This window comes from Nocardioides silvaticus (genome assembly GCF_003160695.1).
GTDB classification, from domain to species: Bacteria; Actinomycetota; Actinomycetes; order Propionibacteriales; family Nocardioidaceae; genus Nocardioides; species Nocardioides silvaticus.
In genome coordinates this window covers 98,356-117,277 of the sequence record NZ_QGDD01000009.1, presented here as the reverse complement: position 1 = coordinate 117,277, position 18,922 = coordinate 98,356, and the positions used below count along the sequence as shown (strand labels likewise).

Annotated in this window: 19 protein-coding genes; 11 read left to right on the top strand and 8 right to left on the bottom strand. The window is 71.9% G+C overall.

Annotated features, from left to right (window positions below):
* Window positions 1-58 precede the first annotated feature (58 nt).
* The 5 genes from DJ010_RS18150 to DJ010_RS18130 all read left to right on the top strand — a co-directional run bounded on the left by DJ010_RS18150 (window position 59) and on the right by DJ010_RS18130 (window position 4,703).
* The gene (locus DJ010_RS18150) at window positions 59-1,258 is read left to right on the top strand and encodes an acyl-CoA dehydrogenase family protein (RefSeq protein ID WP_109696375.1); all 1,200 of its coding nucleotides are present in this window, start codon (window positions 59-61) and stop codon (window positions 1,256-1,258) included.
* 76 nt (window positions 1,259-1,334) lie between these two features.
* Window positions 1,335-2,591, top strand: a complete 1,257-nt coding sequence (locus tag DJ010_RS18145) for a magnesium transporter MgtE N-terminal domain-containing protein (RefSeq protein WP_109696373.1) — start codon at window positions 1,335-1,337, stop codon at window positions 2,589-2,591.
* Window positions 2,584-3,120: a DUF1003 domain-containing protein gene (locus DJ010_RS18140; RefSeq protein ID WP_109696372.1), complete on the top strand. Its 537-nt coding sequence runs from the start codon at window positions 2,584-2,586 to the stop codon at window positions 3,118-3,120. The genes DJ010_RS18145 and DJ010_RS18140 overlap by 8 nt, the downstream gene beginning before the upstream one ends.
* A gap of 34 nt (window positions 3,121-3,154) precedes the next feature.
* Entirely contained in the window at window positions 3,155-4,330 is a 1,176-nt protein-coding gene (locus DJ010_RS18135; RefSeq protein WP_211318866.1) for an Mrp/NBP35 family ATP-binding protein, read from the top strand.
* A 31-nt stretch (window positions 4,331-4,361) separates the two neighbouring features.
* On the top strand, window positions 4,362-4,703 hold the full coding sequence (locus DJ010_RS18130; protein WP_109696368.1) for a sec-independent translocase: 342 nt from the start codon (window positions 4,362-4,364) through the stop codon (window positions 4,701-4,703).
* A gap of 23 nt (window positions 4,704-4,726) precedes the next feature.
* Here the strand turns inward: DJ010_RS18130 and DJ010_RS18125 are convergent, their stop codons facing one another.
* Window positions 4,727-5,605 carry a phosphotransferase enzyme family protein gene (locus DJ010_RS18125; RefSeq protein WP_109696366.1) on the bottom strand — a complete coding sequence of 293 codons (879 nt, stop codon included), beginning with the start codon at window positions 5,603-5,605 and terminating at the stop codon, window positions 4,727-4,729.
* A 7-nt stretch (window positions 5,606-5,612) separates the two neighbouring features.
* Window positions 5,613-6,155 carry a hypothetical protein gene (locus DJ010_RS18120; protein ID WP_109696364.1) on the bottom strand — a complete coding sequence of 181 codons (543 nt, stop codon included), beginning with the start codon at window positions 6,153-6,155 and terminating at the stop codon, window positions 5,613-5,615.
* Window positions 6,156-6,258: 103 nt separating this feature from the next.
* On the opposite strand from DJ010_RS18120, the gene DJ010_RS22515 reads away from it, so the two are divergent.
* Entirely contained in the window at window positions 6,259-6,873 is a 615-nt protein-coding gene (locus DJ010_RS22515) for a LysM peptidoglycan-binding domain-containing protein (protein WP_146207393.1), read from the top strand.
* 30 nt (window positions 6,874-6,903) lie between these two features.
* The gene (locus DJ010_RS18110) at window positions 6,904-7,413 is read left to right on the top strand and encodes an Rv3235 family protein (protein WP_109696360.1); all 510 of its coding nucleotides are present in this window, start codon (window positions 6,904-6,906) and stop codon (window positions 7,411-7,413) included.
* A 528-nt stretch (window positions 7,414-7,941) separates the two neighbouring features.
* On the opposite strand, the gene secA is transcribed toward DJ010_RS18110, so the two are convergent.
* The 4 genes from secA to DJ010_RS18090 are packed head-to-tail and all read right to left on the bottom strand — an operon-like array spanning window position 7,942 to window position 13,539.
* Complete coding sequence (gene secA / locus DJ010_RS18105; RefSeq protein ID WP_109696358.1) at window positions 7,942-10,872, bottom strand: preprotein translocase subunit SecA; 2,931 nt, start codon at window positions 10,870-10,872, stop codon at window positions 7,942-7,944.
* A gap of 24 nt (window positions 10,873-10,896) precedes the next feature.
* Window positions 10,897-11,274, bottom strand: coding sequence for a DUF4233 domain-containing protein (locus DJ010_RS18100; protein WP_245927682.1), 378 nt, complete (start codon window positions 11,272-11,274; stop codon window positions 10,897-10,899).
* The gene (locus DJ010_RS18095) at window positions 11,271-12,623 is read right to left on the bottom strand and encodes a bifunctional folylpolyglutamate synthase/dihydrofolate synthase (protein WP_109696356.1); all 1,353 of its coding nucleotides are present in this window, start codon (window positions 12,621-12,623) and stop codon (window positions 11,271-11,273) included. The genes DJ010_RS18100 and DJ010_RS18095 overlap by 4 nt, the downstream gene beginning before the upstream one ends.
* A gap of 13 nt (window positions 12,624-12,636) precedes the next feature.
* A complete protein-coding gene (locus DJ010_RS18090) occupies window positions 12,637-13,539 on the bottom strand; it encodes a GNAT family N-acetyltransferase (RefSeq protein WP_109696623.1) in 903 nt (300 codons plus the stop codon).
* 113 nt (window positions 13,540-13,652) lie between these two features.
* Here DJ010_RS18090 and DJ010_RS18085 point away from each other — a divergent pair, with 113 nt between their 5' ends.
* The gene (locus DJ010_RS18085) at window positions 13,653-15,758 is read left to right on the top strand and encodes an AfsR/SARP family transcriptional regulator (protein ID WP_109696355.1); all 2,106 of its coding nucleotides are present in this window, start codon (window positions 13,653-13,655) and stop codon (window positions 15,756-15,758) included.
* Between the two features lie 8 nt (window positions 15,759-15,766).
* Here DJ010_RS18085 and DJ010_RS18080 read toward each other — a convergent pair whose 3' ends face one another.
* On the bottom strand, window positions 15,767-16,381 hold the full coding sequence (locus DJ010_RS18080) for a LysE family translocator (RefSeq protein ID WP_109696353.1): 615 nt from the start codon (window positions 16,379-16,381) through the stop codon (window positions 15,767-15,769).
* A 107-nt stretch (window positions 16,382-16,488) separates the two neighbouring features.
* Here DJ010_RS18080 and DJ010_RS18075 point away from each other — a divergent pair, with 107 nt between their 5' ends.
* Window positions 16,489-17,367 (top strand): SPFH domain-containing protein, encoded by an 879-nt coding sequence (locus tag DJ010_RS18075; protein WP_109696351.1) that lies wholly within the window; start codon window positions 16,489-16,491, stop codon window positions 17,365-17,367.
* Between the two features lie 8 nt (window positions 17,368-17,375).
* Window positions 17,376-17,603 carry a type II toxin-antitoxin system antitoxin gene (locus tag DJ010_RS18070; RefSeq protein WP_109696348.1) on the top strand — a complete coding sequence of 76 codons (228 nt, stop codon included), beginning with the start codon at window positions 17,376-17,378 and terminating at the stop codon, window positions 17,601-17,603.
* Between the two features lie 15 nt (window positions 17,604-17,618).
* Here the strand turns inward: DJ010_RS18070 and DJ010_RS18065 are convergent, their stop codons facing one another.
* Complete coding sequence (locus tag DJ010_RS18065) at window positions 17,619-18,419, bottom strand: helix-turn-helix transcriptional regulator (RefSeq protein WP_109696346.1); 801 nt, start codon at window positions 18,417-18,419, stop codon at window positions 17,619-17,621.
* 49 nt (window positions 18,420-18,468) lie between these two features.
* Here DJ010_RS18065 and DJ010_RS18060 point away from each other — a divergent pair, with 49 nt between their 5' ends.
* Window positions 18,469-18,912, top strand: a complete 444-nt coding sequence (locus tag DJ010_RS18060; RefSeq protein WP_245927680.1) for a DUF2000 domain-containing protein — start codon at window positions 18,469-18,471, stop codon at window positions 18,910-18,912.
* The last annotated feature ends 10 nt before the right edge of the window (window positions 18,913-18,922 follow it).

Below are 18,922 nucleotides of genomic sequence, written 5' to 3'. Positions count from 1 at the left end.
GAGTCCGAGGGGTTGCCGTGGCCGCGACTGCGGCCCTGCCGGAGCGAAAGAGGTAGCGATGCCCCGCCTGTGTGAGACCGATGGCCTGACCGAGGACCAGACCGAGATCCTCAAGGCCGTCCGGGTGTTCGTGGACGAGCAGATCATCCCCGTCGCCCAGGAGCTCGAGCACGCCGACGAGTACCCCACCGACATCGTCGAGGGCCTCAAGGAGCTCGGCGTCTTCGGCCTGATGATCCCCGAGGAGTACGGCGGTCTCGGCGAGTCGCTCCTCACCTACGCGCTGTGCGTCGAGGAGATCGCCCGCGGCTGGATGAGCGTCTCCGGCGTCATCAACACCCACTTCATCGTGGCCTACATGGTCATGCAGCACGGCACCGAGGAGCAGAAGCAGAAGTACCTGCCCCAGATGGCCACCGGCGAGATGCGCGGCGCGTTCTCGATGTCCGAGCCGGGTCTCGGGTCCGACGTCTCCGCCGTCTCGACCAAGGCGGTCAAGCAGGACGACGGCTCGTACGCGATCACCGGCTCCAAGATGTGGCTGACCAACGGCGCCGAGTCGCGCCTGGTGGCCACCCTCTGCAAGACCGACGAGGGCGCCGACTCGGTCTACCGCAACATGACGACCTTCCTCATCGAGAAGGAGGCCGGCTTCGGCGAGACCGCTCCCGGCCTCACCATCCCCGGCAAGATCGACAAGATGGGCTACAAGGGCGTCGAGACCACCGAGATGGTGCTCGAGAACCACGTGGTCGGCGCCGACCAGATCCTCGGCGGCGAGACCGGCAAGGGCTTCTACCAGATGATGGACGGCGTCGAGGTCGGTCGCGTCAACGTCGCCGCCCGTGCCTGCGGCCTGGCCTGGCGGGGCTTCGAGCTCGGCGTGGCCTACGCCCAGCAGCGGCAGACGTTCGGCAAGCCCATCGCCCAGCACCAGGCGATCCTCTTCCGCATCGCGGAGATGGCCACCAAGGTCGAGGTCGCCCACACGATGATGGTCAAGGCCGCCCGGATGAAGGACAGCGGCCAGCGGATGGACGTCGAGGCCGGCATGGCCAAGATGGTCGCCTCCGAGTACGCCCACGAGGTCGTGGAGGCCTCCTTCCGCATCCACGGCGGCTACGGCTACTCCAAGGAGTACGAGATCGAGCGGCTCTACCGCGAGGTCGCGTTCATGCTCATCGGTGAGGGCACGACCGACATCCAGAAGATGATCATCGGCCGCGCGATGCTGGCGGACTACAAGCTCAAGGGCTGACCCGCCCACGCACTCGACGAGCCGGTGACCCGCGAGGGTCACCGGCTCGGTGCTTTCCAGCCGATAACCTCGGGGCGTGAGCACCCCGTCCCGCGTCTACGCCGCCCGGCTGGTGGGACTGCCGATCTTCGACCCCCAGGGCGAGCAGGTCGCCAAGGTCCGGGACCTGGTGGTCGCGATGCGCACCGAGGCCACCCAGCCGCGGGTGCTCGGGATGGTGGCCGAGGTGTTCGGCCGGCGCCGGGTGTTCCTGCCGATGACCCGGGTCACCACCATCGACAGTGGGCAGGTCTACACGACCGGGCTGCTCAACATGCGCCGGTTCGAGCAGCGCTCGACCGAGACGCTGGTGATGGGCCAGATGCTCGACCGCACCGTCACGATCAAGAGCACGGGTGTCACCGGCACCGTCTTCGACGTCGCGATGGAGCGCTCCCGCACCCGTGACTGGGTGCTGAGCCGGGTGGCGGTCCAGGAGCCGGCCAAGGGCCTGCGCCGCCGCGGCCAGACCCACATCGCCGAGTGGGACGACGTCACCGGGCTGACCCGCCACGACGAGGGGCAGGGCGCGACCCACCTGGTCGCCGCGATCAACGAGATGCGCCCCGCCGACGCGGCCAGCATGCTGCACGACCTGCCCGCGGAGCGTCGTACGGCGGTCGCGATGGCGCTCACCGACGAGCGGCTCGCCGACGTCCTCGAGGAGCTCCCCGAGGACGACCAGGTCGGCATCCTCGAGCGGCTCGGCTCCGAACGCGCCGCCGACGTGCTGGAGGAGATGTCGGCCGACGACGCCGCCGACCTGATCGCCGAGCTGCCGCCCGAGACCGCCGAGATCCTGCTCGACCTGATGGAGCCGGAGGAGGCCGAGGACGTCCGCCGGCTGATGAAGTACGTCGAGAACACCGCCGGCGCCATGATGACGCCGGAGCCGGTGATCCTCGGCCCGGACGCCACCGTCGCCGACGCGCTCGCGCACGTGCGCAACCCCGACCTCACGCCGGCGCTGGCGTCGCTGGTCTACGTCTGCCGACAGCCGCTCGAGTGCCCGACCGGCAAGCTGCTCGGCGTTGCCCACATCCAGCGGCTGCTCCGCGAGCCGCCGTCCACGCTGGTCGCGGGCGCCCTCGACGACGAGCTCGAGGTGCTGCGGCCGGACGCGACCATCGACCAGGTCGCGGCGCACCTGGCCACCTACAACCTGGTGGCCGCCCCGGTCGTCGACGAGAACCGGCGCCTGCTCGGCGCGGTCACCGTGGACGACCTGCTCGACCACATGCTCCCCGCCAACTGGCGGGACCGCGCGGCGTCCACGGTGATCCACCATGAGTGACTCCCGCCGCCCCGGGGACCGGCTCGACACGCCGCGGTCGGTCCGGCGCCAGATCAGCTGGCGCCCGTCCTACGACACCGACGCGTTCGGCGTCTTCGCCGAGCGCTTCGCGCGGTTCATGGGCACCGCGAAGTTCCTGATGTGGATGACGGTCTTCGTCATCGCCTGGGTCCTCTGGAACACGGTCGGCCCCGAGGAGCTGACGTTCGACGAGTACCCGCTGATCTTCCTGACCTTGATGTTGAGCCTGCAGGCGTCGTACGCCGCGCCGCTGATCCTGCTCGCGCAGAACCGGCAGGAGGACCGCGACCGGGTGATCGCCACCCAGGACCGGGAGGCGGCCACCCGGGCGCACGCCGACATGGAGTTCCTCGCCCGCGAGGTCGCCTCGCTGCGGATGGCGATGGGCGAGGTCGCCACCCGCGACTACCTGCGCTCGGAGCTGCGCGCGCTGCTGTCCGACCTCGAGGAGCGCGACAGCGATGCCGACGACGCGAAGGGTGGGGCGTCTCACGGGGGCCGCGAGTAACGGACGGCGCGCCCCGCTCCGTAGACTCGTGATGATGAGTACGACGCCGACCCTTCCCAGCCTCGACCAGGTGAACGCCGCCCTGGCGACCGTCAACGACCCCGAGATCAAGCGCCCGATCACCGACCTGGGCATGGTCGACAGCGTCTCCGTCGAAGCGGACGGCGTGGTCAAGGTGCGGGTGCTGTTGACCGTTGCCGGCTGCCCGCTCAAGGACACCATCAACCGTGACGTGACCGCGGCCGTCAGCGCGCTCGACGGCGTCAGCCGGGTCGACCTCGACCTCGGCGTGATGACCTCCGAGCAGCGCGGCAACCTGCACGAGACGCTCCGCGGCGGCCAGGCCCAGCGCGAGATCCCGTTCGCGAAGCCCGGCTCGCTGACCAAGGTCTACGCGATCGCCAGCGGCAAGGGCGGTGTCGGCAAGTCCTCGGTGACCGTCAACCTCGCGATCGCCCTCGCCAAGACCGGCCGCAAGGTCGGCATCGTCGACGCCGACATCTACGGCCACTCGGTGCCGGCCATGCTCGGTGCGGCCGACGCCCGGCCGACCCAGGTCGAGGACCTGATCATGCCGGTCCCGACGCCCAGCGGCGTCTCGGCGATCTCGATCGGCATGCTCAAGCCCAAGCGCGACCAGGTCGTCGCGTGGCGCGGCCCGATGCTCGACCGGGCGCTGGTGCAGATGCTCTCCGACGTCTACTGGGGCGACCTCGACGTGCTGCTCCTCGACCTGCCGCCGGGCACCGGCGACGTCGCGATCTCGCTCGGCCAGCACCTGCCCAACGCGGAGGTGGTCGTCGTGACCACGCCGCAGGAGGCGGCGGCCGAGGTCGCCGAGCGGGCCGGGACGATGGCCTCGATGATGCACCAGCGGGTCGTGGGCGTCATCGAGAACATGAGCTACCTTCCCTGCCCGCACTGCACCGCCGAGGGCAAGGATCACCGGCTCGACATCTTCGGCTCGGGCGGCGGTGAACGAGTCGCAGCCACGCTCTCCCAGCGGTTCGGCTACGACGTGCCCGTGCTGGGCAGCATCCCGCTCGACACCTCGCTCCGCGAGGGCGGCGACACCGGCAAGCCGGTCGTGGAGGCCGACCCGACGTCGCCCGCCGCGGCGGCGCTGACGGCGATCGCGGAGCGGCTCGACGGCCGCGGTCGCGGGCTCGCGGGGATGCAGCTGGGCCTCACCCCGAGCAACAAGTTCTGACCGGGTAGCGCGGGACCGGGACGAGGACGCCATGTTCGGGATCGGGTTCGGCGAGCTCGTCGTGATCGCGTTCCTGGCCATCCTCGTCTTCGGCCCCGACAAGCTCCCCGAGCTGGCGAAGCAGGCCGGCCAGTTCGTCCGCAAAATCCGCACCTTCGCCAACAACGCTCGCGACGAGCTGCGCTCCGAGCTCGGCCCGGAGTACGCCGACCTCGAGCTGCGCGACCTCGACCCGCGCACGATCGTGCGCAAGCACATCGCCGAGGCGCTCGCCGACGAGGACGAGGTGCCCGGCCCCGGCGCCGGCACGATGCCGACCCGGCCCCGCCTCGGGGCGGGCGAGCGGCCGCCGTACGACCTCGAGGCGACCTGACCGGTCCGACTGCCCTGACGCGGTCAGCGCTCGGCGAGGTTGGCGCGCAGCGCGTCGGCGCGCTCGGCGATCCGCCGCTGGAGCCGGACCGCCCACTCCGGCCAGTCCTCGCTCGTCCCCGGAGCGAGGTGCCGTTCATGCGCTGCCAGCTCGCGGCGTGCCGAGGAACGCGCCAGCTGCGGCATCCAGGACAGCTCGTCCTCGGTGAGGGACCGCACCCGGCGGTAGCCCTCCACGAACCGGCGCGGAACCTCGGCCGACAGGTCGGGCGGGCCTCCCGGCGGTGCCCAGTCGCGGAGGGCGAAGGCGATGTCCGCGGCGAACCAGCCCTGATGGACCTCGTCGGGGTCGACGAAGCACAGCCCACGGTCGCCGAGCACGACGTTGTCGGACTCGGGGTCGCCGTGCACGACCCCGAAGACGTCCGGGGTCCGCGGCAGCGGCAGATCTGCGATGACGGGCAGCTCTCGGCCCGCGGGTCCGACGGCGTGCAGCCCGGCGAGCGCCTCGCCCCAGTCGGCGGCGTGGTCGACGAGGTCGTCGCCGAGCTCGTCGAGCGTGGGCCCCTCCACGACCTCGAGCGCCATGGCGGCGTACCCGTCCCCCAGCTCGACGTGCCGGCCCTCGAGCGACGGGGCGGCCGCGACCATCGGTGCGCCCGCCGCGCTCCACGCCGAAGCGGCTGAGGCGGCCCGCTCGAGCGCTGCGGCGTGGTCGTCCGGGCGGATCCGCAGCACGACCCGGTCCCCCTCGCGGCCGGCCACGAACACGTGAGTCGCGCTCGACCTCACGAACAGTGGTGGGCTGGTGGCCCACTGCTCCCCGAGGGCGTTCGCGACCGGGTGCCGGTAGTCCTTGTCGAGGCCCTGGCCGAACCGCACCAGCTCCTCGATCGGCAGCATCGGACCCTCAGGCTTCTGCGCGCGACTGCGCAGCCGCCAGCGCCGAGAACGGCACCAGGATCATCCGCCGGTCCTCGCCGACGACCAGCTCGCAGAAGTCGCCACCCACGCGGCGCACCGTGCCCTCGTGGCGGGCGCCGTCGCGGAGGTGGAGCAGGCAGCGCTCGCCGGCCTCGGCGATCCGGCGCAGCGCGGAGCCGAGGCCGAGCCGGGTCAGCGGCGACCAGGCGACCTCGGGGATGGACCGGACAGAGGCCCCCTCGACCGTCGTCACGGCGTCGGCGTTGACGACCCAGTCGTGCTGGCCCGACCCGAGGAGCAGCCAGTCGGCGGCGACCCGGTCGACGGTGCCCGTCACCGTGCCGACGCCCAGGATCCCGAGCGTCACCTCGGTCCCGGCCGACGCCATCATCCGACTGGCGAGGGTGACCGCCTGGTACTCCGCCCGGCTCCGGTCGGCGTGCTCGGCACCGCGTTCGGCAGCCGCGAGCGCACCCGCCTGACCCTCGAGATCGTCGAAGAGCGCGAAGAGCTCGTCCTCCCAACCCATGGGTTCCACCCCACCACAAGCGGCCTGTGGATAGCACGTTGACGCCATCCGCTGAACGGAAGCAGACTTGAGCAAACAGAAGCAAACGCAAAGGTCTCGGGTCATGGGTGCTGCTGATGGGTGTGTCCGGCTCCGGGCTGCGGCGCTGTGGTGCGCGGTGACCGTCGCCACGGGCGGGTTCGCGCTGGCCGCGATCCCGGCACTGGACCCCCGCGCCTTGGGATTCACCGGACTGCTGGTTGCCGGATCGGCGGCAGGCACGCTCGTCGCCGCCGGCTGGCTTTGGGTGGTCACCACGGACGTGGCGGTGCGCCTGCTCCGCGGCCGCTCCCCCGTCGTACGACGTGCCGGAGCAGTGCGGCTGCTCGTGCTGGCCGCCTGCGGTGCGGTCGTGATCGGCGCGTCCGCGACGCCGGCCGGCGCCGACGACCGCCGCCCGTCCGTGCCGGCGTCGCTGTCGGGGCTGCCGCTTCCCGACCGGGCCACCGGCGCGCCGGCCCCGCGGAGCGTCCCGGCGCCCGCCCCGTCGACGTCCGTGCGGGTCCGCCCCGGTGACTCGCTCTGGGCGATCGCCGAGGAGCGGCTGGGGCCTCGGGCGACGGTCGTCGAGGTCGCCGCCTACTGGCAGCGCATCCACGCCCGCAACCGCTCCGCCATCGGGCCCGACCCCGACCTGATCCTGCCCGGCCAGCTGCTGGAGCTGCCGCCCGTCGATTGACCCGTCCGATGTCCGCTCGAGGAGGACAGCATGACCGCCACCACCCTGCACCCGCTCATGGGCGTCCGCCTGCCCGTCCCGGTCGCCTCGACCCAGGGCACCCTCGCGCTCGCGCTGCTGCCCCGCAGCGAGCCGCCCGTCCCGACCGGCGACGCCCACGCCGGCGCCACCGTCGTCGCGATCGACCGCCGCCAGCGCGCCGTCGTCGAGGAGTGGACCCGCCGCTTCGTCCAGGCCGCCGTCGAGATCGTCGGCGGCGACCGTCCGATGTCGCAGCTGCTGCGGTGGACGCTGCCCGACGTCTACGACGACCTCCGTCGCCGCACCATGCTCGTCGCCCGCGCCGGCGGCCACCAGCCCGGTCTCGCGCGGGTGCAGCCGGTGCGGCCGCGGGTCCTCAGCGTCCACACCTGCTTCATCCGCCCCGATGCGGTCGAGGCGTCCGCCCACGTGAAGTACGGCGAGCGCTCCCGCGCCCTCGCCGCCCGGTTCGAACGGATCGAGCAGCGCTGGGTGTGCGCTGCCCTCGACTTCTCCTGACACGCCGGTCGTCGAGGAGTAGAGCGAGCGCAGCGAGCGACGTATCGAGACGCCGCACGACGAACGCCCAACGGCGAGCAGGCACCTCACCGCGTCTCGATACGCCCTCGCGCTAGCGCGCTCGGGCTACTCGACGACCAATCGACGACCGAACGCCCCGGACTCCCGGTCGTCGAGGAGTAGAGCGAGCGCAGCGAGCGACGTATCGAGACGCCGCAAGACGAACGCCCCACGGTGGGCAGGCACCTCACCGCGTCTCGATACGCCCTCGCGCTAGCGCGCTCGGGCTACTCGACGACCAATCGACGACCGAACGACCCGGCCTCCCGGCGAGCGACGTATCGAGACGCCGCAGCCGGTCGTCGAGGAGTAGAGCGAGCGCAGCGAGCGACGTAACGAGACGCCGCAAGACGAACGCCCAACGGCGAGCAGGCACCTCACCGCGTCTCGATACGCCCTCGCGCTAGCGCGCTCGGGCTACTCGACGACCGAACGGCTCGGGCTACTCGACGACCAATCGACGAGCGTCTACGAGACCCGGGCGGTGAGGCCGCTGGGTCCGCCGGGGGCGCCGTGGCAGCGCTTGAACTTCTTGCCGGAGCCACAGGGGCAGAGCTGGTTGCGGCCGACCTCGGCGTACTCGTCGTCGGCGTTGGTCGCGGTGGCGCCCCGGACCTCGGGCTCACCGGTGACGTCGCTCGGCGCGGTGTAGGAGAGGAACTGCGGCTGCTTCGGGGCGTCGAGACCCTTCGCCTTGATCTGCGGGGCCGACTGGGACGGGAGGGTACGACGCATCGGCTCCTCCTCGTCCTCGCCACCACCGGAGGCCTTGAGGGCCGCGGAGATCTGGCCGAGGTCAGGACCCTGGGCGCCGGCACCGATCGGGGGCTCGGCGAACGCACCCTCGTGCATCGGACCCTCGTGGCGGGAGCCGTCGGCGTGGTAGTGGTACTCCGGCTCCTCGTCGACCTGGACCTCCAGGTTGAACAGGAAGCCGACGGTCTCCTCCTTGATGCCGTCCATCATCGCCGCGAACATGTCGTAGCCCTCGCGCTGGTACTCGACCAGCGGGTCGCGCTGCGAGTAGGCCCGCAGGTAGATGCCCTCGCGGAGGTAGTCCATCTCGTAGAGGTGCTCGCGCCACTTGCGGTCGAGCACGGAGAGGAGCACGCGGCGCTCGAGCTCGCGCATGACCTCCTCGCCGACCTCCTCCTCGCGGGCGTCGTAGGCGGCGTGCGCGTCGGCCTTGAGCCGCTCGATGAGGTCGTCACGGTGCAGCGCGGCGTGATCACCGACCTCCGCCTTGACCTCCTCGACGTCCAGCGAGACCGGCCAGAACTGCTTGAGGTCGGTCCACAGCTGGTCGAGGTCCCACGCCTCCGAGGCCTGGTCGACCGAGCCGTTGACGAAGCCGGAGACCACGTCGTCGATGAACGTGCGGATCTGGTCCTCGAGGTTGACGCCCTCGAGCACCTCGCGGCGCTCGGCGTAGATGACCTTGCGCTGCCGGTCCATGACGTCGTCGTACTTGAGGACGTTCTTGCGGGACTCGAAGTTCTGCGACTCGACCTGGCCCTGGGCGTTGGCGATCGCGTTGGTGACCCGCTTGTTCTCGATCGGGACGTCGTCCGGGATCTTGAGCATGAGGAGCACGCGGTCGACCCAGTCGGACTTGAAGAGCCGCATCAGCTCGTCCTGCAGCGACAGGTAGAAGCGCGACTCGCCCGGGTCGCCCTGGCGGCCGGAACGACCACGGAGCTGGTTGTCGATGCGGCGGGACTCGTGGCGCTCGGTGCCGATGACGTAGAGGCCGCCGAGCTCGCGGACCTCGTCGTGCTCGGCCGCCACCTGCTCCTTGATCTTCTCGATCATGGCGGGCCAGGCGGCGTCGTACTCGTCGGCGGTGTCGCCGGTCGGCTCCAGGCCCTGCTTGCGCAGCTCCTGGTCGGCGAGGAACTCCACCGAGCCACCGAGCATGATGTCGGTGCCTCGACCGGCCATGTTGGTCGCGACGGTGACCGCACCCTTGTGACCGGCGAGAGCGACGATCTTCGCCTCCTCGTCGTGCACCTTCGCGTTGAGGACCGAGTGCGGGACGCCGCGCTTGGTCAGCTGCTGGTGGAGGTACTCCGACTTCTCGACCGACACGGTGCCGACGAGGACCGGCTGGCCCTTCTCGTTGCGCTCGACGATGTCGTCGACGACGGCGTCGTACTTGGCCTCCTCGGTCCGGTAGACGAGGTCGGGCTGGTCGATGCGCTGCATCGGCCGGTTGGTCGGGATCGGCACCACGCCCAGGCCGTAGATCTTGTCGAACTCGGACGCCTCGGTGAGCGCCGTACCGGTCATCCCGGAGAGCTTCTCGTAGAGGCGGAAGTAGTTCTGCAGGGTGACGGTGGCGAGGGTCTGGTACTCCTCGCGGACCTTGACGCCCTCCTTGGCCTCGATCGCCTGGTGCAGACCGTCGTTGTAGCGGCGGCCGGCGAGCATGCGGCCGGTGTGCTCGTCGACGATGAGCACCTCGCCGTTCATGACGACGTACTCCTTGTCGTTCCGGAACAGCTCCTTGGCCTTGATGGAGTTGTGCAGGAACGAGATCAGCGGGGTGTTGGCCGCCTCGTAGAGGTTCTCGATGCCGAGGTGGTCCTCGACCCGGGTGATGCCCGGCTCGAGGACGGAGATGGTGCGCTTCTTCTCGTCGACCTCGTAGTCGACGTCACGAGTGAGCTTCTGGGCGATCTTGGCGAACTCGCCGTACCACTTCACCTCGTCCTGGGTCGGACCGCTGATGATGAGCGGCGTGCGCGCCTCGTCGATGAGGATCGAGTCGACCTCGTCGACGACGGCGAAGTTGTGGCCGCGCTGGACGCAGTCCTCGATCGAACCGGCCATGTTGTCGCGCAGGTAGTCGAAGCCCAGCTCGTTGTTGGTGCCGTAGGTGATGTCGCAGGCGTAGGCCTCGCGCCGCTGCGCGGGCCGCATCTGCGGAAGGATCACGCCGGTCGTCAGGCCGAGGAAGTGGTGGACACGGCCCATCCACTCCGCGTGGTACTTGGCCAGGTAGTCGTTGACCGTGACGACGTGGACGCCCTTGCCCTCGAGGGCGTTGAGGTACGACGGCAGCGTGGCGACCAGCGTCTTGCCCTCACCGGTCTTCATCTCGGCGATGTTGCCCATGTGGAGCGCGGCGCCACCCATGATCTGCACGTCGAAGTGCCGCTGGCCGATGACCCGCTTGGCGGCCTCACGCACGGTGGCGAACGCCTCCGGCATGATGTCGTCGAGCGTCTCGCCGTCCGCGAGCCGCTTCTTGAACTCGTCGGTCATCCCGCGGAGCTCGTCGTCGGACATCGCCACGAAGTCGTCCTCGATGGCGTTGACAGCCTTCGCAACCGTCTCGAGCTGGCGAAGGATCTTGCCCTCGCCGATGCGGAGGAGCTTGTCGATGATCACAGGCACGGCCGCAACTCTACCCAGCGAACCTCAGGAGTCCGATTCGCGCTCAGGCTCCCCCTCCGCCTGCGTGGCGTACGCCTCCGCCCGCTCGCGCTCGATCCGTCCGCCGACGCGGAAGGCGACCCCCCAGAGCAGGGCGAAGACCGGGCCGAGCACGAACATGAAGCCGACGACGAAACCGAGCCCGATCGCGGCGACCTGGATCGCGTGACCGATCCAGTAGGCCCACGCCGCACGAAGCAGGCCGGCGGTCAGCAGGCAGGCCAGCGCGAGGCCGAGGCCCACTGCGAGCGCGGTGCCCCGGGGCACGTCGCCGAGCGTGATCATCACCGGGGTCGTCAGCCCGAGGGTGATGGCCTCGCAGAGGAGGACGGTCGCGCACAGCGACCGGCGGGCGGAGGTCACTTGCGGCCGCCCAGCAGCAGCCGGGCCTCGCCGACCGTGACGACCGAGCCGGTGACGATCACGGCGCCGGACGACAGCGCGTCGCCGGAGTCGGCCTCGGCCAGGCCCGCGGCGATGTCGATCGCGTCGGCGAGGCGGGGTGCGACGGTGACCCGCTCCTCGCCGTAGATCTCGGCCGCGGTCGCGGCGAGCTCGTCGGCGGACATCGAGCGCGCGGTGGAGTTCTGGGTGATGACGACGTGGGCCAGGTGCGGCTCGAAGGCCGCGAGCAGCCCCTCCGCGTCCTTGTCCCCCATCACGCCGATGACCCCGATGAGCGGGTCGAAACGGAAGGAGTCGTCGAGGGCGGCCGCGGTGGCCTCGGCGCCGGCCGGGTTGTGGGCGGCGTCGAGCACGATGGTCGGGCTGCGGCGGATGATCTCGAGCCGGCCGGGTGAGGTGGCAGCGGCGAACGCCTCGCGGACCACCTCGTCGGCCAACGGCCCGTCGCCGCCGATGAGTGCCTCGACCGCAGCCAGCGCGGTCGCGGCGTTCTGCGCCTGGTGCGCGCCGTAGAGCGGCAGGAAGACCTCGTCGTACTGCCCGCGCAGCCCCCGGAACGACACCGACTGGCCACCGACCGCCGGGACCCGGTTGAGGACACCGAACTCGATGCCCTCGCGGACCACCGTCGCGCCGACCTCGGCCGCGCGGCGCAGCAGCACCTCGGCGACCTCCACGGTCTGCTCGGCGAGCACCGCGGTCGCGCCCTCCTTGATGATCCCGGCCTTCTCCTGCGCGATCGCGACGGCAGTGGTGCCGAGGTAGGAGGTGTGGTCGATCGCGATCGGCGTGACGACCGCGACGTCGGCGTCGATCACGTTGGTGGCGTCCCATGCACCGCCCATCCCGACCTCGACCACGGCGACGTCGACCGGGGCGTCGGCGAACGCGGCGTACGCCATGCCGACGACCGTCTCGAAGAACGACAGCGGGTAGGGCTCCGCCGTGTCGACCAGGTGCGTGTACGGCGCGACGTCGTTGAACGCCCGCACGAACGCCTCGTCGTCGAGCGGCTCCCCGTCGATGCTGATCCGCTCGCTCATCTTCTCGACGTGCGGGCTGGTGAACCGGCCGGTCCGCAGCTCGTGGGCGCGCAGCAGCGCGTCGACCATCCGCGCCGTCGACGTCTTGCCGTTGGTGCCGGTCAGGTGGACCGAGCGGTAGCTGCGCTGCGGGTCGCCCAACAGCTCGGTGAACGCCCGGATCCGGTCGAGGGACGGTTCGAGGCGGGTCTCGGGCCAGCGACTGAGGAGGGCGTCCTCGGCCTCGGCGAAGGTCTCGGCTGGGCGGGCGTCGGACTCACTCATGGCGAGGCCGACTCTACGGCCCGGCGCTGATGGAGAGCTCCACCATGTCGACCACCGGCTCGAAGCCGAGCGCGGTGTAGATCCGGTTCGAGGTCGGGTTGGCCTGGTCGGTGAACAGCGTGACCCTGGCACCTTCGGCCTGCAGCAGCCGCGAGACCTCGGCGACGGCGGCGCTCGCGTAGCCCCGGCCGCGTTCCTCCTTGGGCGTGAACACCGGCCCGATCCGAGCAACGCCGAAGGCGGGCGGGTTGGCGCCGGTGAGGTGCCGCGGGGTGTCGCTCTCGTCGACCCACATCCAGAGCCGTCCGCGGCGGATCCGGTCGCGGACGTCGTCCATCGAGGTGGTCTCGCCGCGGTCGGGATGATCGGTGTGCCCGGCCTGCTCGTCGGCGTCCTGGTGGAACCGGCGGAACCACTCGAGCGCGAGCGGCGCCTCGTCGTCGTACGCCGGACGCAGCCGGCCGCGCACCGGTCGGGGGTCGACGAGCGTGCCGAGCTCGAAGAGACGGGTGTGCATGGTGACCTCGACCGATCCCCCGCACCGCTCCGCGACCCGGTCGGCGAACACCCGGGACGCCGGCAGCGCGCCGTTGACCCCGCGGACCTCCTCCTCGCGGTCGAGCACCGCGTCGGCGAGCGCGCGTGCGGCGCCGTCCGGCATCGCCAGCAGGTAGGGCGGGTAAGGCACGAACGGTGCGGTGCGCATCGCCGCACCCGCGATCGCGCCGTCCGGGCCGGTCACGACCGCGAACCACGAGTACGGCGCCGCGAGCATGTTCGGGGAGGCCCTCGCCATCCGCTGGGCGATGCTCGCGACCACGGTGGAGACCACCGGGTCGGCCGCCAGGTGGGCGCCCGCCCGCTCCAGGAACCGGGCAGGATCCTCCTCGAAGCCGACCTGGTACCCGTTCGCCATGCCCCGGAGCGTCACAGCGCCGGATCACGGAAGCAACCCAATTCCGCCCCCAGGGGCCCGCGCACCGGTCTAGTCTCCGAGGCGATACCCCAGGAAGAACGGGACGGGTTGTCGTGCCCGAGAAGCGCTCCAGCGTCGAGATCTCGGCGGCGGCCGCGGCGGCTGCCGTCGCCCTGGCGCACGCCCACGGGGACGAGCTGGTGGGCGGGACCCGGCGCGACCTGTTGGACCGCGGGGCGGCCTTGCTCGCTGACGTCCTCTCCGGCGGTGGCGTGTTGTCGATGGCGGCCGCGTGGCGGTTCGGTGCGGCGCACCACTACCGCGGGGAGTACCCGAACGCGATGGCGTGGTTCCAGGCCGCTCTCGCCGATCCAGGCCCCGACCCGGTCGACCGGGCGCGGTTCCTCGGCGGCTACGCCTCGGTGCTGTGGGCACAGGGGAACGCCGAGGACGGCCGGCGGGTGGCGGACGAGGCCATGATCGCCGCCCAGGAGTGCGGCGACGACGGCGCGATCGGCGCGGCCTGGGTGGCCAACGGGCTGGTCCAGGCCCACGCCGGCGACCGTACGGCGAACCTGCTCGCCTACGAGCGCGCGCTCGCACATGCCGAGCGGGCCGGCGACGTGGTCACCGTCGTGCGGGTGCGCAACAACCTCGGCTCGCGGCACGTGGAGGCCGGGCGGTTCCAGCAAGCGCTCGACGAGCTCGACCACGCCGTCGCGGTCGCCGAGGACCATGCCGTCGGCCTGGCCGGCGCGATGGTCAGCGTCAACCGGGCCGAGGCGCTGCTCGGGCTGGGCCGGCTCGAGGAGGCGGTCGGCGAGATCACGATCGCGACCGACCAGTTCCGGTCCGCCGAGGCGACCCACCTGCTGGCGTTCGCCCTGCTGCTGGAGGCCGACGCCCACCGGGTGCGCGGCAACGCGACCCGGGCGCACGCGAAGTACCTCGAGGCTCTCGAGCGGGCCGAGTCCGCGGGCAATGCCCAGGTCCTGGGTCCGGCGCTGGCCGGCCTCGCCGAGACCGTCGTCGCCGACGACCCGACTGCCTCGCACGCCCATGCCAAGCGGGCGCTCGACCAGCCGCACACGGTCGGCGACGTCATCCCCCTGCGCGCGGCCGGCTGGATCGCGCTCGGCCAGGGAGACCTCGAGGCGGCCGAGATGTGGGCGGCGCGGGCGCTGTCCGAGGCCGGGCGCCGCGACCAGCTGGCCGAGCTTGCCGACGCCATCGAGCTCCGTGCGTTGACCCGCTGGGCCGCCACCGGCGAGACCCGCGACCCGCTCGGCCAGCTGGCCGAGGCGGCGGACGCGTGGCGCGAGGTCGGCAGCGCGATCCGCACCGCCGTCAACCGGATCGTCACCGCCCGTCTGTCCGGGGACCGAGGGGCGGAGGAAGCCGGGCGGCAGGCGCTCCAGGCGCTCGGGGTACGGGCCGACGCCGACCGGATCGCCGGCCCGCTGCACGTGCTGGGCGCGGCCGCCGCGCCCGAGGTCGCGATCCGCACGTTCGGGACGTTCGCGGTCTCCGTCGGCGGGTCCCCGGTGCCGGCGTCGGAGTGGCCGTCACGCAAGAGCCGGCAGCTGGTGCAGGTGCTGGCCGGGCGGCGGGGCCGTGCGATGAGCCGGGCAGCCCTCGCCGAGCTGCTGTGGCCGGGCGTGCGCGACACCTCGGGCCGGCTGTCGGTCGCGCTGTCGACGGCCCGGGCGGTGCTCGACCCCGGCCGCCAGCACGACGCCGACCGCTACCTGGCCTCGGACCGGAGCAACGCGCGCCTCGACCCGGCGACCGTCAGCATCGACATCGTCGAGTTCGAGCGGCTCGCCAAGGCCGCGCTCGAAGCGGCCCGCGAGAGATCGGCGGACGCCGTACCCCTCCTGCAGGCGGCGGCCTCGCTGCACCCCGCGCCGTTCCTCGCCGACGAGACCGCCGACGAGTGGGCCGACGAGATCCGCGACGACCTGCTCCGGCTCGCCGTCGAGGTGAAGCGCACGCTCGCGGACCGGCTGGTTGCGGCCGGCAGCACGGAGCCGGCCGTCGGCTGGCTGATGTCGGTCATCGCCGACGACCCCTACGACGAGCCGTCCCACCACGGCCTGGTCCGCGTGCTCGCCGGTGCCCGGCGGCACGGCGAGGCCCGCCGCGCCTACCGCGCCTACACCGCGCGGATGGCCGAGCTCGAGGTCGAGCCGGCGACCTACGACGCGATCGTGGGCTGACCCGGACCTCAGCGGGACTCGACCGCCAGCCGGCCCGCGAGTGCGGCGAAGGTGACGGCGAAGACCTTGCGCATGCCCGCGACCACCCGCGGCCGGCGGAGCACGTGGTCGCGGACGGCCGCCGCGAAGACGCCGTACGCCGCGAACACGACGAACGTCATCGCCATGAAGACCGCGCTCAGGCCGAGCATGGCGGGCACCGCGCCGCCACCGGCCGGGACGAACTGCGGGAGGAAGGCGAAGAAGAAGATCGTGAGCTTCGGGTTGAGCAGGTTGAGGGTGATGCCGGCACCGAGCACGCTCCAGAACGATCGTCGATCGGCTGTCGCGTCGTCGTCGACCGTCAGCGCACCGCGGTCCTGCCAGGTGGCCCAGGCCATGTAGAGCAGGTAGGCGACCCCGGCGTACTTGAGGAGGGCGAAGGCGACACCGCTCGCGTGCAGCAGGGCGGCGAGGCCGGTCACGGCCGCCACCAGGTGCGGCACCGTGCCGAGCGTGCAGGCGAACGCCGCCAGGACGCTCGCCCTCGTGCCACGGGTGAGACCGGCCGCGATCGTGTAGAGCGCGCCCGTGCCCGGCGTCGCGACGATCACCAGCGAGGTGAGCAGGAACGCGAGGGTCATGCCTGCGGAGACTACGGGCGGAAGGAGGTGACGCAAAACTGATATCACTTTGATAGAGTCCGACCAGGCCCGAACAAGCGGAGCCGAGATCCGACGAAGGAGTCCCCATGCCCCTCACCGAGCGCCCCGCCCGCACCCTGCCCGGCCTGACGATGCTCGGGCTCGCGCTCATCCCAGGACTCGCCGCCGTGGGCCTGCTCGTGCTCGGCGCCGCTGACGAGGCCGAGGCGGGGCTGATCGTCCCGGCCCTCGTGGCGTGCCTCGTCCTGGCTGCTCTGTGCCTCGGCGGCCTGACGGTCGTCGCACCCAACCAGGCACGCGTCCTTCAGTTCCTCGGTCGCTACACCGGCACCATCCGCGAACCGGGCCTGCAGTGGGTCAACCCGTTCACCACCCGACGCAGGATCTCCACCCGGATCCGCAACCACGAGACCGGCGGCACCAAGGTCAACGACGCCGACGGCAACCCGATCCACCTGGCCGCGGTCGTCGTGTGGCAGGTGGAGGACACCGCTGCCGCGGTCTTCGAGGTCGACGACTTCGAGGAGTTCGTGTCGATCCAGACCGACACCGCCGTCCGCCACATCGCGAGCAGCTATCCCTACGACGCCCACGGCGAGGACCAGCTCTCGCTGCGCGACAACGCCGACGAGATCACCGAGCGGCTCGCGACCGAGATCGGCAACCGGGTCGCCTCAGCCGGCGTCCGGGTCATCGAGTCGCGGCTGACCAACCTGGCCTACGCCCCCGAGATCGCCCAGGCGATGCTGCGCCGCCAGCAGGCCAGCGCCGTCGTCGCCGCCCGCCAGCGCATCGTCGAGGGCGCCGTCGGCATGGTGCAGCTGGCGCTGCAGCGCCTCGCCGAGCAGGACGTCGTCGACCTCGACGAGGAGCGCAAGGCCGCGATGGTCAGCAACCTGCTCGTCGTGCTCTGCGGCGACCGCGACACCCAACCGGTCGTCAACACGGGGTCGCTCTACACCTGAGCCCCGTCATGACCCGACCCGAACGCAAGCAGGTGCTGCTCCGCCTCGACCCGGCGGTGCACGACGCGCTCGCCCGCTGGGCGGCCGACGAGCTGCGCAGCACCAACGCGCAGGTCGAGTTCCTGCTGCGCGCCGCGCTCGCGGACGCCGGCCGGCTGCCCGCCGTCGTGCAGACCATGCGGCGGCCCGGGCGGCCGGCGCGGTCCGCGGACGACGAGGAGGGCAACGAGGCCTGACGGACCGGTGCGGCGTCAGGCGCGGGCCGAGGCGACGTACTCCCCGGGCGTCACGCCCAGCAGCTGGCGGAAGTGCCGGGTCAGGTGAGCCTGGTCGTAGAAGCCCGTCGCGGCCGCGACGTCGACCGGCCGGTCCCCCCGGAGCAACCGGCGGCGGGCCGCGTCGAGACGGCGACCGACCAGGTAGCGGTGCGGCGGGATCCCGGTCTCGCGGCGGAACGCCCGCACCAGGTGGGTGGGGCTGGCGTCGAGCACCCCCGCGGCCTGCTCGAGCGTGATCCCCTCGACGGCATGCGCGTCGAGCAGCTCGCGGAGCCGGGCGACCAGGGCCGGGGCCCGGGGCGTCTCGACGTGGACCGCGTCGCGCGCGAGGTGACGCGCCAGCCGCTCGGTCACCAGCGCCAGGCGGGACTCCGCCTCGAGCTCGTCGCCGGGGTGCGCGAGCGCGCGGTGCACCAGGTCCACCTCCGAGCGCAGGGCCGGGTCCGCCCAGCCGGGGTGGTCGACGGCGCGGCCGACGAGGTCGACGTCGAGCCGGCCCTGCTCGAGGTAGAGCACCCGTTTCACGAACCCGTCCGGCGTCGCCGCGCGCCCGTCGTGCGCGACGTGCGGCGGCAGCACGGTCACCAGCGGGCGTCGTACGCCGTGCTCGTGGTGGTCGAGCTCGTAGCGGATGGTCCCCGACTCCACGACGAGCACCGTCCAGGTGTCGTGGGTGTGCTTCGGGTAGGCGTGCTCGGAGAACCGGGCGTGGAGCACCTCGGCGACACCCGGCACACCGGGCCGCCACGCGCGGATCCGCGCTGCCGGCTCCATGTCAGGAACGTACAAGACCGGACCGGGTCGCGAGCCCGATGCTGGGGAGGTGACGCACCCCGACCTCGACGACCGACTCACGCCGCCGTTCGACACCAAGATCGCGATCGTGGTCCGCGACGACCTCGAGACCTGGCAGCGGCTCAACGTGACCGCGTTCCTCGCCAGCGGCATCGCGGCGGGCAACCCGTTGCTCGTCGGTGAGCCCTACGCGGACGCCGACGGGACGCCGTACCTCGCCCTGCTCGGGATGCCGGTGCTGGTGTTCCAGGGGACGAAGGAGAGCCTCACCGCGGCGCGGGAGCGGGCAGTACGGCGCGAGCTCGCGCTCGCCGTCTACACCTCCGACATGTTCCGCACCGGCCACGACGCAGCCAACCGGGCGACGGTGGCCGCCGTGCCCGGCGCCGACCTGGACCTGGTCGGCATCGCCGTGCACGGACCGAAGAACGCCGTGGACAAGATCGTGAAGGGGTCCACCCTCCACCCCTGACCGCCCCGCC